Raw genomic sequence first — 12,227 nt, forward strand, 5'->3', positions numbered from 1 at the left:
ACTCCTATCTTCGGATCAGCTTCGGTTCAAAGCCCACCCGCAAAATATCACCCAGCACATTAAAGCTCAGCACCGTCAGCAGGATCAAAAGCCCCGGAAACAGCGCCAGATACGGCGCCTGGGCGATGTAGCCCTGTGCGCTGTTCAGCATGCTGCCCCAGGTGGCATTCGGCGGCTGCACCCCGAAGCCGAGAAAGCTCAGCGACGATTCCATCATAATCGCTGAAGCGATATTGTTGGTCGCGCCCACGATAATGACCGGCACAAGGCCGGGAAGAATGTGCCGCCAGATGATGCCGAAGCCGCTTTGTCCCGAAGCCTTGGCGTAGAGCACATATTCGCGTTCCTTGATAGTCATCGTCTCTGCCCGGACGACCCGGGCCACGTTCATCCACATCAGGAGTGCGATAATAATGATGATATTGCCGACGCTTGGCTTCAAATATACACTGAGCAGCAGCAGAATCAGAAACGACGGGATCGACATGATCACATCCAGCATCCGCATCAGAAGATTATCCAGCCAGCCGCCGAAATAGCCGCTGATTACACCTATCGTGGCCCCGATGCCGGTCGCTACGATCATCGAAGCAAACCCGACCAGCAGGGATACGCGTCCCCCGTACAAAGCTCTCGCCAGATAATCCCGCCCGTAGTCGTCAGTGCCGAACCAGTGGCCGGCCCCCGGCGGCGTAAGCCGGGCCATAGCGTCCATAGCATTGGGATCATAGCCGGACAGAAAGGCGAAAATCGCCCCGAGCGTGAACACGATCAGAGTCAGCAAGGCGGCGACACCCAGACCGTTTGTAAACAGCTCGTCCCTTACATTTTTCCATTTACTGCGATTCATGAGGTCACCCCTTTTTCAATTTGATTCGTGGGTCCACGAAACTGTAGAGTATATCTGCGGCCAGATTGCCGATGATCAGCATCAGGGAGGAGAACAGGGTAATCCCCATGATCACCGGATAATCCATCCCCTTGACCGCCGTCATGCCCAGCGAGCCGATACCCGGCCAGGAAAAGACTGTCTCCGTTACGATAGCTCCCGCCACCAGATCGCCCATAGACATACCGAGCAGCGTAATCACCGGCAGCAGCACATGCTTCATGACATGCCGGAACAGAATCGTGGACTTTTTCGAGCCAAAAGCATATTGAATCTGCACGTACTCCTCTTTCAGTTGTCCGATGGTGCTGGAGCGGATATAACGTACATACCCGGCGAGAAAACCGAAGGCCAGCACAGTGCATGGCAAAATGCCATGCTTCAGCACATCCACAGCCGACTCCACACCAATCGTGCGCATGCCCATGCTCGGCAGCAGGTGCAGCTTGATCGCGAACAGATACATCAGCAGAATCGCCAGCCAGAATAACGGAATCGAAATCCCGATATAGGAGATAAAATTGATCAGCTTGTCTACCCAGCGGTTGCGGTTCGCACCGGCAATCAGGCCAAGCGGAATCGCCAGCACCACCGCAAGGGCAATGGCACTGCCCATCAGACCGGCTGTAGCCGGAAGGCGCTCCAGAATTTGTCCGAGCACAGGCTGATGATTGACGAGGGAATAGCCGAAATTGCCCTGCGCTATCTCTTTGATCCAGATGAAATATTGAATATAGGCCGGTTTATCCAGTCCCAGGTTATGGCGGATACGTTCAATATCCTCCGCGTGCATATTCGGTGTAACAAAAGACAGCACCGGATCTCCCGGAGCCAGCTTGATCATTGTAAAACACACAACCGATACAAAAAACAGCATCGGCAGTGTCTGCAGCAATCTTCGGACGATGAGTTGTCTCATACGCAGCTTCTCCCGCTCCTGATCGGCAAAAAAATAAGCTGGGTGCCCAGCTTATTTTTTCCCGTACTTATTTTTTGGCTGATCTTATTTAAGGTAGATCTTGGACAGGTCTTCGAAGATTACGACAGGCTTCAGCACCGCTTCTTCAAGTCCGCCATAGTTCTTGGATACAGCAACCACTGTTTTAGTATAAGCGATAGGATAGATTGGTGCATCCTCTGCAACAAGTTCTTGTGCTTTTTTATAGATTTCTCCACGTTTGGTGGTATCAGCTTCTCCTGCACCTTCATTCAGCAGCTTGTCGACTTCAGGGTTCGCATAATGCGAATAGTTGGAGGAAGCGCCGGATGTGAACAGAATGCGGTAAGCATCCGGGTCATAACCCATGATATAACCGGTCAAGGCCAGTTCAAAGTCAGTAGCCTTAAGGTCGATGAACTTCTGCACCCAGGCAGAGGAATCCATGCTTTGCAGTTCAACATCTACGCCGACAGCCTTCAGCTTCTGCTGCACATACAGGGAGATCGCTTCCTGCGCCTTGTTGCCGCTCTGTACAATGAATCTCAGCTTCAGGTTCTTAACCCCTGCCGCTTCCAGCATTTGCTTCGCCTTGGCTGCATCGTTATCGAAGGTAGGCACATCATTGGTGAAATACAGCGCGTCTGGAGTCAAGAAGGACTTGGCCGGATCAGCATATTCACTCGAAGTGTAGGCTGTCTGGATAATTTCATCGCGGCTGAGTGCCAGCGACAGGGCTTGACGGACTTCTTTTTTCGCCAGAACGCCGGTATCGCTGTTCGCATTGAACATCAGATAAGACAGACGTCCCTCAGCGTATGGCAGGATTTCAAAATTATTCGTAGCCTGAATCGTAGCTACATCCTTAGGATCAAGATACTGCACATTGATTTCACCGTTCTGCAGAGCAAGGTTCGCTGCATTGGCATCCTTGGCAATCCGGTATGTTACCGAATCCAGATGCGGCTTGCCGCCGAAATAGTTATCGAATCGTTCCAGCGTCAGATATTCGCCAGCCTTGTACTCTTTGAACTTGAATGGACCGGAACCGACGGGAGCGGCGTTTTTGGTGCTTTTCTCAATGTCGGCTTCGTTCTCAAAAATATGCTTTGGAATCGGAGAGACCTGCACCAGCGTAGCTTCAAAAGCCGGGCTAACCTGCGGCAGCTTGAATTCTACAGTCAGATCATCCACTTTCTTGGCTGTGATCGGCTTATCGCCAATCAGGAAGTTGGCCCGCAGGAAGCTGTTCTGCTTCTCATCCAAAATTTTGTCGATAGTGAACACTACGTCATCAGCCGTCAGCTTCTCACCATCATGCCAGGTAAGTCCGCTCTTGAGCTTCAGTGTATAAGTAAGATTATCGGCCGAAGGTGTCAGGCTATCTGCCAGATAAAAGGTTTTCTTGCCGTTATTCACTTGGAACAGCGGCGCATACAGCGCCTGGTCGATGGTCAGGCTGACACGGTCGCCCGCATAGTTCGGATTCAGCACTACCGGATCGGATGCAACCCCGATGATCAGGTTTCCTCCGTCTTTTGGTCCTTCGCTGGCAGCAGGCTGCTGTGATTCTGCAGGCGCATTGCTGGCTGCCGGTGATGCGGCGTTATTCCCCCCGGAGCACGCACTAATCAAAAATGTTAATATCATTATAACTGCAAGTCCAGATAACCCTCTTCGCATATCTTTCTCTCCTCCATTGTCTATGAGCAAATCCACTCGTTGTTTTTTGAATTATACATCGGAATACTCGGAATAACAATGGATGGAATTTCACATAAATGTAACTTGGAGGAAAATCAATCCATTAGAGCCTCAAGGCCCGATCTACCACACCCTGATTTCCTTCATCACATCCCCGCGTTTCAAGGCATCCACATGCTCCATCCCGGCGGTTACCTGCCCAAATACCGTATGCCAGCCATCAAGATAGTCAAAGGCATCATAGCAGATAAAAAACTGGCAGCTTCCAGTACCCGGCCCAAAATGAGCCATCGACAATGCCCCGCGCACATGCTTATGGGGATTGTTCTGTGTCTCGCAGGGAATTTTGTCCGTGCCCCCTCTGCCGGTGCCTTCCGGACAGCCGCCTTGGGCTACAAAGTCCCGAACGACGCGCTGAAAGGTCAGACCGTCATAAAAGCCGCTGTTCGCCAACTTCTCGAAATTGGCTACAGTCCCCGGCGCATCCTGTTCGAAGAGCTCAAGCTGAATGGCCGTCCCTTTCTCCAAGGTAATCAACGCCTGCTTCATACGGTTTCCTCCGCTTCTGCAGCTCTACCGGGTCCGCCGATATGCGCAACCGTCTTCGCCGCTTCCTCCGGCGCATAAATCTCCTGCACATCCTCGTCCGTCAGCGGCCGGTATTTCCCCTCCGCATCGTACCAGAACACCTCGGCACGCGGATTCATCGCCAGCAGAAGATTGATCAGTTGTTGTACCTTCAGCGGTGATTGTTCCATTGCCCCCACTCCTCAAGCCGCAGTATATAATTCCCTAAGTCCGTCTATGCGGTATTGTATAACAGCTTCGCTGCAGACACCAAAACATATATTTCCTTGTGGCAAAAGGATGAATCAGGAACCTTACTGTCCGCGATCGTTCGGTGTCAGCATCGGCCCTGGGTAAAACCCCGTCTGGTTTTGCTGGCTAACTGTACTCTGTACAATTATTTCAGCTCTAATTGAGCTTCTGAGAGACTTAGTTGTATTTGCTGCAATTAAAATTCGGCCGGGAGGCGGATTGGCTGCATATTCAAAAAAATAGCTGCACGAAATACAATTAAACCTCGGCTAAGAGAATTTCCAGCCTGTTTAATTGTACTAAGTGCAGCTACCTGGTCATCCGTTCCTCTGACTTGGCCTGAATACAGCCAGCTCATTTCCTCACACCGAGCTCAGCGGCTCCTCCACAGGCTTCGGCTTGGTGATCGTAACGCTCAGCCCGCCTTCGGCTTCGTGCACCTCCATCACCGAGCCCTCTTCTGCTTCACCGGCGATCAGCGCACGGGCCACACGGGTCTCCAGGCTGCGCTGGATGAACCGTTTCAGCGGTCTTGCGCCATACACCGGATCGAAGCCTTCTCTGGCGATGAACCGTACTGCCGATTCGCTAAGATCAAGGCCCACACCCCGTTCAGCCAGACGCAGACGCAGGCCATCTGCCAGCTTGAGAACGATCTGTTCGATTTCATCCAAAGCCAAAGGCTTGAACATCACAATGTCATCCACGCGGTTCAGGAACTCCGGCCGAAAATGTCCGCTCAGCTCTTTCATGACTCTGTCCTTGACCGCATTCGTCAGCTCCCCGTTGTCGTCGGTGCCTTGAATCAGATGCGGCGAGCCAATGTTCGAGGTCATGATGATGATTGTATTCTTGAAGTCTACCATCCGGCCCTGTGAATCGGTCAGCCGCCCGTCATCCAGCAATTGCAGCAGGATGTTGAACACGTCGGGATGGGCTTTCTCCACCTCATCCAGCAAGACCACGGTGTACGGCTGGCGGCGCACCGCTTCCGTGAGCTGGCCGCCTTCCTCATAGCCGACATACCCGGGAGGCGCACCGACGAGGCGGGACACACTGTGCTTCTCCATATATTCCGACATGTCAATACGGATCATGCCGTCTTCACGGTCGAACAGCGATACGGCCAGCGCCTTCGCCAGCTCCGTCTTGCCGACCCCGGTCGGCCCGAGGAACAGGAACGAGCCAATCGGCCGGTTCGGGTCCTTGATGCCTGCTCTCGCCCGGAGCACCGCATCCGCGACCAGCCGGACTGCCTCCTCCTGTCCGACTACCCGTTCATGCAGCGTATCCTCCAGACGCAGCAGCTTATCCCGCTCGCCTTCTACAAGTCTGCTCACCGGAACGCCGGTCCAGCGGGAGACGATGTCGGCGATCTCCTCTTCGGTCACGGCTTCACGCAGCAGACGGCTCTCCTGATCCTGTGCCGCCGCTTCCTCTGCGGCCTTAAGCTGCCGCTCCAGGTCGGGAATAATCCCGTAGCTGAGCTCTGCAGACTTGTTGAGATCGTAGTCTTCCTGCGCGTCCACCAGGTCCTTGCGGGCCTGCTCCAGCTTCTTTTTCAGCTCGCGCAGGCCTTGAATGGCCGACTTCTCCTTCTCCCAGCGCGCCGTCATCCCGAGATGCTTCTCCTTAAGATCGGCAAGCTCACGCTGCAGAGTTTCCAGGCGGCGCTTGCTGGCGTCGTCGGTTTCTTTTTTGAGCGCGGCTTCTTCAATCTCCATCTGCATCAGGCGGCGTGTCACCGCATCCATCTCGCCCGGCATGGAGTCAATCTCCGTGCGGATCATCGCACATGCTTCATCCACCAGATCAATGGCCTTATCCGGCAAGAAACGGTCCGTAATATAGCGGTTCGACAATACCCCGGCTGCGACCAATGCGCTATCGTGGATTTTGACCCCGTGGTGGACCTCGAAGCGCTCCTTCAGCCCGCGCAGAATAGAAATCGTATCTTCAACATCCGGCTCACTGACCAGCACCTGCTGGAAACGCCGTTCCAGAGCCGGGTCCTTCTCGATATACTTGCGGTATTCATCCAGGGTTGTCGCCCCGATACAATGCAGCTCGCCGCGCGCCAGCATCGGCTTCAGCATGTTCCCGGCGTCCATCGCACCTTCGGTTTTGCCTGCGCCGACAATCGTATGCAGCTCGTCAATGAAGAGGATGATCCGTCCGTCGCTCTCGCGGATTTCCTTCAGCACCGCCTGCAGCCGTTCCTCGAATTCCCCCCGGTACTTGGCCCCGGCGATCAGCGCGCTCATATCCAGCGAAAAGATCGTCTTGTCCTTCAGCCCCTCCGGCACATCCTTGCGGACAATCCGGTGGGCCAGCCCCTCGACAATCGCCGTTTTCCCTACGCCCGGCTCCCCGATCAGCACCGGGTTGTTCTTCGTTTTGCGGGAAAGGATGCGAATAACCCGGCGAATCTCACCATCACGCCCGATAACGGGGTCAATCTTGCCCGCCCGCACCTCGGCTACCAGATCACGGCCGTATTTCTCCAGCACCTCATAGGTTGCTTCCGGCTCCCGGCTTGTCACCCGCTGATGACCGCGGATGTCCGCAAGCACCGCCAGCAGCTTATCGCGCGTCACTCCGCGGCTCACGAACAACCCGCGCAGCTCACGGTTCCCGCTGCCGGAATCGGACACCATCGCCAGTACGGCGTGTTCCACCGCCACGAATTCATCCTGCATCAGCGCCGCTTCCCGCTCGGCCTGCTCCAGCACAGCGATCAAGGGCTGCGACGCATACCGCCGCATTGTGCCTGCGCCCGATCCGCTGACGCTAGGCTTCCGCTGCAGCAGCTCCTCCGTACCCTGCAGCAGCTCGGCTGCGGGAATGTTCATCTTCTGCAGCAGGCGCGGCAGCAGACCCTCATGCTGCTGAAGCAGCGCCTTCAGCAGATGCAGCGTGTCAATCTCCTGATGCCCGCCTGCCGCTGCCAGCGACTGCGCTGCGGCAACCGCCTCCTGCAGCTTCTGTGTTAATTTGTTGAAGTCCATCTTCTTCATCACCTTTCTATCGTTGTACCGGACCTCAGCCCATCGCGGCTTTGCGCCGCGCGGCTCCGCCCGGGGCCTGCCGTTTGGCCCCGGCCTGGAAGCTGCCAGCTTCGGATAGCTGGCGGTACAGCTTCTTCTCCGCCTCCGTCAATTCGGCGGGAATCACAATCTCCACCGCGAACAATATGTCACCGTTCGCGCCATTCGGGCGCTTCAGACCCTTGCCGGAGAGGCGCAGCGTTTTGCCGCTGGACATCCCGGCCGGGATCTTCAGCTTCACGCTGCTGCCGTCCGGCAGCGGCACCTTGGCTTCGCCGCCGAGCACGGCCTGCCACGGCGCAATCTCCACCGTGCCATACAGGTCTCCGCCCTCCGGCTCGTAAATATCATGCGGCAGCAGATGCAGCGAGATCAGCAGGTCGCCGCCTGGGGCCGTTCCATTTCCGCCGCTGCCGGGAATGCGGATAACCGTTCCTTCGGCGGCACGCGCCGGGATACTGACATTCACATCCTTGCCTCCTACCTGCACCCGGATGCTCCCGCCTTTGTAAGCCTGCTCCAGCGTAACCTCAAGCTGCGCCTGCATCGTGCTGCGCGCTTCACCGAAGGGTCCGCCTGCTCCGCCGCTGCCGAAAAAATCAAACCCCGCCCGGTCCGCCGCACCCCGGCTGCCGAAGAACATTCCAAACAAATCGTCCCCGGAAATCCCGCCGGAGGAGGAGTAGCTTCCGCTCCAGCCCGCACCGAAAGGCGAATCTCCATACGCCGAAGACGAAGCTCCGCCGCGTCCTGCCCCGCCCCCTCTTGGGCCGCTGAAGCCGTAGCGGAGCTCCTCATCGTAGGCTTTTCTTTTCTCCTCATTGCCCAAGACCTCATAGGCTTCCGCCGCTTCCTTGAACCTCGTTTCCGCCTCCGGCGCCTTGTTGACATCGGGATGCCATTTCTTCGCGAGCTTCTGATAGGCCTTTTTTATCTCCTGCTTGGTGGCCTTCTCCCCCACGCCCAGTGCTTCGTAAAAATTAGCTGCCAAATGTGCCTCCTCCTTTCGTAAAATGCGGCGGCGGGTAATCCGCTCTCCGTGAAAAGACGCACCATAGCCGGAATCTCCCACTACAATGCGCCTGAATGATGGTGCTATATGAAAAGCCCGGCGAAGCCGCTGATACTGCAGAAGCCTTATTGGGTAAACGGTGCTGGTTACTATACCCGGGTCATCTTAATTTCCAGCCGCCCCGCCGGACTTGGACGTCTCCATCCTCCATACCGCAGCCGCCTGGCTCTCCGCTTCCCCCGGATGCCCGCCGCGCTGCACTTAACCGTCAACTTGCCCGCTTATTGAAGCTGTTCTCCGGTAGAGCCGTTATCCTGGATTTCAATGCGTTTACCGAGCGATTTTTGCCGTTTCGGTACCGAAAGGGTCAGCAGACCGTCCTTCAGCGAAGCGCGAATTTCATCCTCGGTGATGTCCTGCACATAGAACCGGCGCACATATTCTCCATACCGGCGTTCTCTGCGCACCACCTGATGGTCTTTGTTTTCCTCGTTATTTTCTTCGCTCCGGACCGCCTTGATCGTCAAGTAAGGGCTGGCGTAATCAATGTCGATTTCTTCTTTTTTGAAGCCGGGCAGCTCAGCCTCAATCAGATACGCCTGCTCGCTCTCGCGGATATCCGTCCGGAAGGACAGCGTGGAGCTTTTTATCGGTGCAAAAAAATCATCATTAAACACATCGTTCAGGGACTTGGCCAGCACACCAAAAGCATCATCTCTGCGTTTTCCAAAGGGAACCAAATCAAACATCATACATTCTCCTCTCATTTGACTTTGACTTTATTTGACCTATGGCTTTATTATAATCCCCTCGCAGGTACTTAACAAAACCCGTATAAGCCGAAAAACCGGAAAAATCCGGCGTTTCAGCTTATTTTACAGCACAAATTTTGGGATTATTAACGTTTTGACCTTATTTGACCTTTAATGAATATATCGCTCCCGATACTCCGTCTCCAGCATGCTCATCATTACCACATCATGGTACTCATGGTTGTAGAAAAGCACCTGGCGCCGCACGCCCTCCCGGACAAAGCCAATCGACTCATATACGTGCGCGGCACGGTTATTATATGTATAGACCTCCAATTCAATACGGTGCAGATTCAAAATCCCGAAGCCGTAGTCCAGCATCAGCAGCAGCGCCTCCCGGCCGTAGCCTTGTCCCTGATGCCGATCCTCACCGATGGCAATCCGCAGGTTGGCTGTACGGTTATTACGGTCCATATCCTGAATGGCGATGTCGCCGATGATCTCATCATTCTCCTTAAGGGCGATCAGCAGCAGCACCGAGCTGTCATCCCCGGGCTTGCGCTCAATATATGCCGTGATCTGCTCCTTGGTCATATGCTTCTGCGTCCCTGTGAGTCTGCGGGTCTCCGTGCCATAGAACATGTGGTAGTACAGCTCGGTGTCTTCCGCGTTAAGCGGGCGCAGGTACACCCTTTGCCCTGATAGAAGTCCCGAATGCTTGCTCATACTCTCATCTCCTGTCATTTATGTAGCTCTATGGTATTGCAGAACTGTATACTCTTAAATAGACAGAATCGCCTTTTTTCAAGGGACAGATTGGAGTGATCCTATGCTGCTTGTACCAACGCTCAGTGAAAATAATGGAATTCCCTACTATGTACAGTTATATGATTATTTAAAAAAAGAGATCATCAGCGGCACGCTTCCGGCAGGCTCCCGCCTGCCTTCGATTCGTGATCTGGCTGCCCAAATCCATATCAGCACCACTCCTGTAGAGCTTGCCTACCAGCAGCTCTTGTCCGAAGGCTTCATCACCAGCAAGCCGCGCAGCGGATACAGGGTACAGAAGGTGCACCTGCTCAGCGAAATAGCGGAGGGTCTGGAGCGCTCCCCTCTGCCGCCCCAGCCCATTACCGCCCGCGATCCCCGGACGTATGCTTATGATTTCCATATTTCGCGGAATGACTTCTCCGTTTTCCCGCACAAAATATGGCGCAGCCTCTACCAGGAGCAGCTAACAAACCCTGAGCTGCTGCAGTATGGCGACCCGCAAGGTGAGCCTGCCCTGCGCGTAAGCCTTGCCGCCCATTTGCGGCAATTCCGGGGACTGCGCTGCACACCGGAGCAGATTGTAATCGGCGGCGACCAATACACGCTATGCTCTCTTGTAGCGCTACTTCTTCGGGAGAAGACGGGTCGGCTCGCTATTGAAGATCCCGGCTACCACCTGCTTCCGGCAGCTTTCAGGCGGCATGGCTTCAAAATGCTGCCCATCCGGCTGCAGGAAGACGGGCTTGATGTACGGCAGCTATACGCCAGCGGAGCAAACGCCGTATACATCTCGCCCTCCCACCAGTTCCCCCGGGGCATGGTGATGCCGATTGCGAAACGGCTGGCGCTGCTGGAGTGGGCGCAGGCAAGCGGCGGCTATATTATTGAAGATGATTATGACGGCGAGTTCCGCTATCATGGCCGTCCGATTCCTGCGCTGCAGGGGCTGCTGGATAACAGTCCGGTGATCTACATGTGCAGCGTTGCCCAGTCAGTAGCTCCGGCGCTCTGCATTCATTATATGGTGCTGCCGCAGCAGCTTCTGCCGGACTATCACCGCCTGAAAAGCGAGCTGTTCCTGGAGCATTCCGCCTCCCGGCTCAATCAGATTGCGCTGCATTATTTTATTGAGAGGGGGTATTTTGCCAAGCATGTGCGGAGGATGCGCCTGCTCTATCAGAGGAAACATGATCTTCTCCTGCACTCCATCCAGCATTATTTCGGGGAAAAGGCTATCGTTTCCGGCCAGGGCGCCGGATTTCATCTTCTGCTCACGCTAAGAAGCGGCGGCAGTGCGCGCTGGCTGGCGGAAATTGCAGGGACCGCAGGCATCCGCGTTACACCAATGTCCTATACCTGGTGGAACCGGCCGGATAATGATGAGCCGGAATTTATTCTGGGCTTCGGCGGCATTTCCGAGGCAAGCATTGAGGAGGGAATCCGGCGGCTGGCGGAAGTGTGGCTGGGCCAGACACCGGAGAGGTGATTTTACTGAATACCCTTTGGTTTTCTTTGTACAAAGCTCTTATAATTCTTAACAGACGGAATTTTTTTATGATGCGAGATTAGCTCTTTATCGCTGATGATCCACGTATGATTTGATGAGTTTTTCCTGCGTATGGCGACAAAATTATATTTACCTGCAGAATACACCTTATATCCCTTCCGAACACTTCTTTTGCAAAAAAGATCATCTTCACCAACGTTCTGATCCGGAAACTGAACTTTGTTAAACACGCCCTTTTTAATGACAAGCGTTGCGCCTGGAAGTGTATTTACAGGTCGATTTTCATCCTGTGGAAAACGAAGTATGAGAGTCTTTGAGCCGCGTAAATACATATAATGGGCCCGCTTTCCAATAACATCGGCATTTGTTCTTTGGAAGGTCTTCAGGGTTTCTGTCAAATAATAGGGAGCGTAATAATCATCATCATCGAACTTGGCAATGTAGCTGTATTTCGCTTTCTTGACGGCGTAGTTGAGGCATGCACCGAGAGAGGAACGGCCCGGAACACGGAAAACATGCACGTTTCGCAGCTTTTTAGCTAAGCTCTGATAGGGTGCAAGGGGGATCTTATTGTTGTTGACAATAATGATCAGTTCTTTCTTTGGATGGTTCTGCCTTTTGTAATTATTGAACAGGTTCTTTAAAAAACTCTGGCGGTTTGTGCAGGTAATAATGGAAACCCCCTGCTTTTTTATACTATTTCTTGAGCTAGCTTCCATTATATCGCTCCCCTTATCCGTGAAAATCAACACTATCTCGCTATAAAATATGTGACAAGATAGCAAGTGT

12 protein-coding genes are annotated in these 12,227 nt (G+C 54.1%); 2 read left to right on the top strand and 10 right to left on the bottom strand.

Annotated features, from left to right (window positions below):
• Positions 1-4 precede the first annotated feature (4 nt).
• The 7 genes from AC0LWN_RS22240 to AC0LWN_RS22270 form a co-directional block, all read right to left on the bottom strand.
• On the bottom strand, positions 5-850 hold the full coding sequence (locus tag AC0LWN_RS22240) for an ABC transporter permease (protein ID WP_458966384.1): 846 nt from the start codon (positions 848-850) through the stop codon (positions 5-7).
• Positions 851-854: 4 nt separating this feature from the next.
• On the bottom strand, positions 855-1,808 hold the full coding sequence (locus AC0LWN_RS22245; protein ID WP_458966385.1) for an ABC transporter permease: 954 nt from the start codon (positions 1,806-1,808) through the stop codon (positions 855-857).
• 84 nt (positions 1,809-1,892) lie between these two features.
• Complete coding sequence (locus tag AC0LWN_RS22250) at positions 1,893-3,509, bottom strand: ABC transporter substrate-binding protein (protein WP_474669169.1); 1,617 nt, start codon at positions 3,507-3,509, stop codon at positions 1,893-1,895.
• Positions 3,510-3,653: 144 nt separating this feature from the next.
• Complete coding sequence (locus AC0LWN_RS22255) at positions 3,654-4,079, bottom strand: peptidylprolyl isomerase (RefSeq protein WP_474669171.1); 426 nt, start codon at positions 4,077-4,079, stop codon at positions 3,654-3,656.
• The gene (locus AC0LWN_RS22260) at positions 4,076-4,288 is read right to left on the bottom strand and encodes a hypothetical protein (protein ID WP_458966388.1); all 213 of its coding nucleotides are present in this window, start codon (positions 4,286-4,288) and stop codon (positions 4,076-4,078) included. The genes AC0LWN_RS22255 and AC0LWN_RS22260 overlap by 4 nt, the downstream gene beginning before the upstream one ends.
• Positions 4,289-4,711: 423 nt before the next feature.
• Positions 4,712-7,357, bottom strand: coding sequence for an ATP-dependent chaperone ClpB (clpB, locus tag AC0LWN_RS22265; protein WP_474669174.1), 2,646 nt, complete (start codon positions 7,355-7,357; stop codon positions 4,712-4,714).
• A 34-nt stretch (positions 7,358-7,391) separates the two neighbouring features.
• Positions 7,392-8,387, bottom strand: coding sequence for a DnaJ C-terminal domain-containing protein (locus AC0LWN_RS22270; protein WP_474669177.1), 996 nt, complete (start codon positions 8,385-8,387; stop codon positions 7,392-7,394).
• A 108-nt stretch (positions 8,388-8,495) separates the two neighbouring features.
• Here AC0LWN_RS22270 and AC0LWN_RS22275 point away from each other — a divergent pair, with 108 nt between their 5' ends.
• Positions 8,496-8,696, top strand: coding sequence for a hypothetical protein (locus tag AC0LWN_RS22275; protein WP_474669179.1), 201 nt, complete (start codon positions 8,496-8,498; stop codon positions 8,694-8,696).
• Here the strand turns inward: AC0LWN_RS22275 and AC0LWN_RS22280 are convergent.
• Positions 8,690-9,157: an Hsp20/alpha crystallin family protein gene (locus AC0LWN_RS22280; protein ID WP_474669254.1), complete on the bottom strand. Its 468-nt coding sequence runs from the start codon at positions 9,155-9,157 to the stop codon at positions 8,690-8,692. The genes AC0LWN_RS22275 and AC0LWN_RS22280 overlap by 7 nt on opposite strands.
• Positions 9,158-9,331: 174 nt before the next feature.
• A complete protein-coding gene (locus AC0LWN_RS22285) occupies positions 9,332-9,886 on the bottom strand; it encodes a GNAT family N-acetyltransferase (protein WP_474669181.1) in 555 nt (184 codons plus the stop codon).
• A 103-nt stretch (positions 9,887-9,989) separates the two neighbouring features.
• Here AC0LWN_RS22285 and pdxR point away from each other — a divergent pair, with 103 nt between their 5' ends.
• Positions 9,990-11,417, top strand: a complete 1,428-nt coding sequence (gene pdxR / locus AC0LWN_RS22290) for a MocR-like pyridoxine biosynthesis transcription factor PdxR (protein WP_474669183.1) — start codon at positions 9,990-9,992, stop codon at positions 11,415-11,417.
• A 2-nt stretch (positions 11,418-11,419) separates the two neighbouring features.
• Here pdxR and AC0LWN_RS22295 read toward each other — a convergent pair whose 3' ends face one another.
• On the bottom strand, positions 11,420-12,157 hold the full coding sequence (locus AC0LWN_RS22295; RefSeq protein ID WP_474669185.1) for a glycosyltransferase family 2 protein: 738 nt from the start codon (positions 12,155-12,157) through the stop codon (positions 11,420-11,422).
• Positions 12,158-12,227 lie beyond the last annotated feature (70 nt).

Source organism: Paenibacillus sp. sgz302115 (assembly GCF_056120445.1).

Bases quoted from the DNA above. Each gene is read 5' to 3' on its own strand.
- AC0LWN_RS22255 (WP_474669171.1), bottom strand. From the start codon at position 4,079: ATGAAGCAGGCGTTGATTACCTTGGAGAAAGGGACGGCCATTCAGCTT.
- AC0LWN_RS22250 (WP_474669169.1), bottom strand. From the start codon at position 3,509: ATGCGAAGAGGGTTATCTGGACTTGCAGTTATAATGATATTAACATTT.
- AC0LWN_RS22240 (WP_458966384.1), bottom strand. From the start codon at position 850: ATGAATCGCAGTAAATGGAAAAATGTAAGGGACGAGCTGTTTACAAAC.
- AC0LWN_RS22280 (WP_474669254.1), bottom strand. From the start codon at position 9,157: ATGTTTGATTTGGTTCCCTTTGGAAAACGCAGAGATGATGCTTTTGGT.
- AC0LWN_RS22245 (WP_458966385.1), bottom strand. From the start codon at position 1,808: ATGAGACAACTCATCGTCCGAAGATTGCTGCAGACACTGCCGATGCTG.
- pdxR (WP_474669183.1), top strand. From the start codon at position 9,990: ATGCTGCTTGTACCAACGCTCAGTGAAAATAATGGAATTCCCTACTAT.
- AC0LWN_RS22295 (WP_474669185.1), bottom strand. From the start codon at position 12,157: ATGGAAGCTAGCTCAAGAAATAGTATAAAAAAGCAGGGGGTTTCCATT.
- AC0LWN_RS22275 (WP_474669179.1), top strand. From the start codon at position 8,496: ATGAAAAGCCCGGCGAAGCCGCTGATACTGCAGAAGCCTTATTGGGTA.
- AC0LWN_RS22285 (WP_474669181.1), bottom strand. From the start codon at position 9,886: ATGAGCAAGCATTCGGGACTTCTATCAGGGCAAAGGGTGTACCTGCGC.
- AC0LWN_RS22260 (WP_458966388.1), bottom strand. From the start codon at position 4,288: ATGGAACAATCACCGCTGAAGGTACAACAACTGATCAATCTTCTGCTG.
- clpB (WP_474669174.1), bottom strand. From the start codon at position 7,357: ATGGACTTCAACAAATTAACACAGAAGCTGCAGGAGGCGGTTGCCGCA.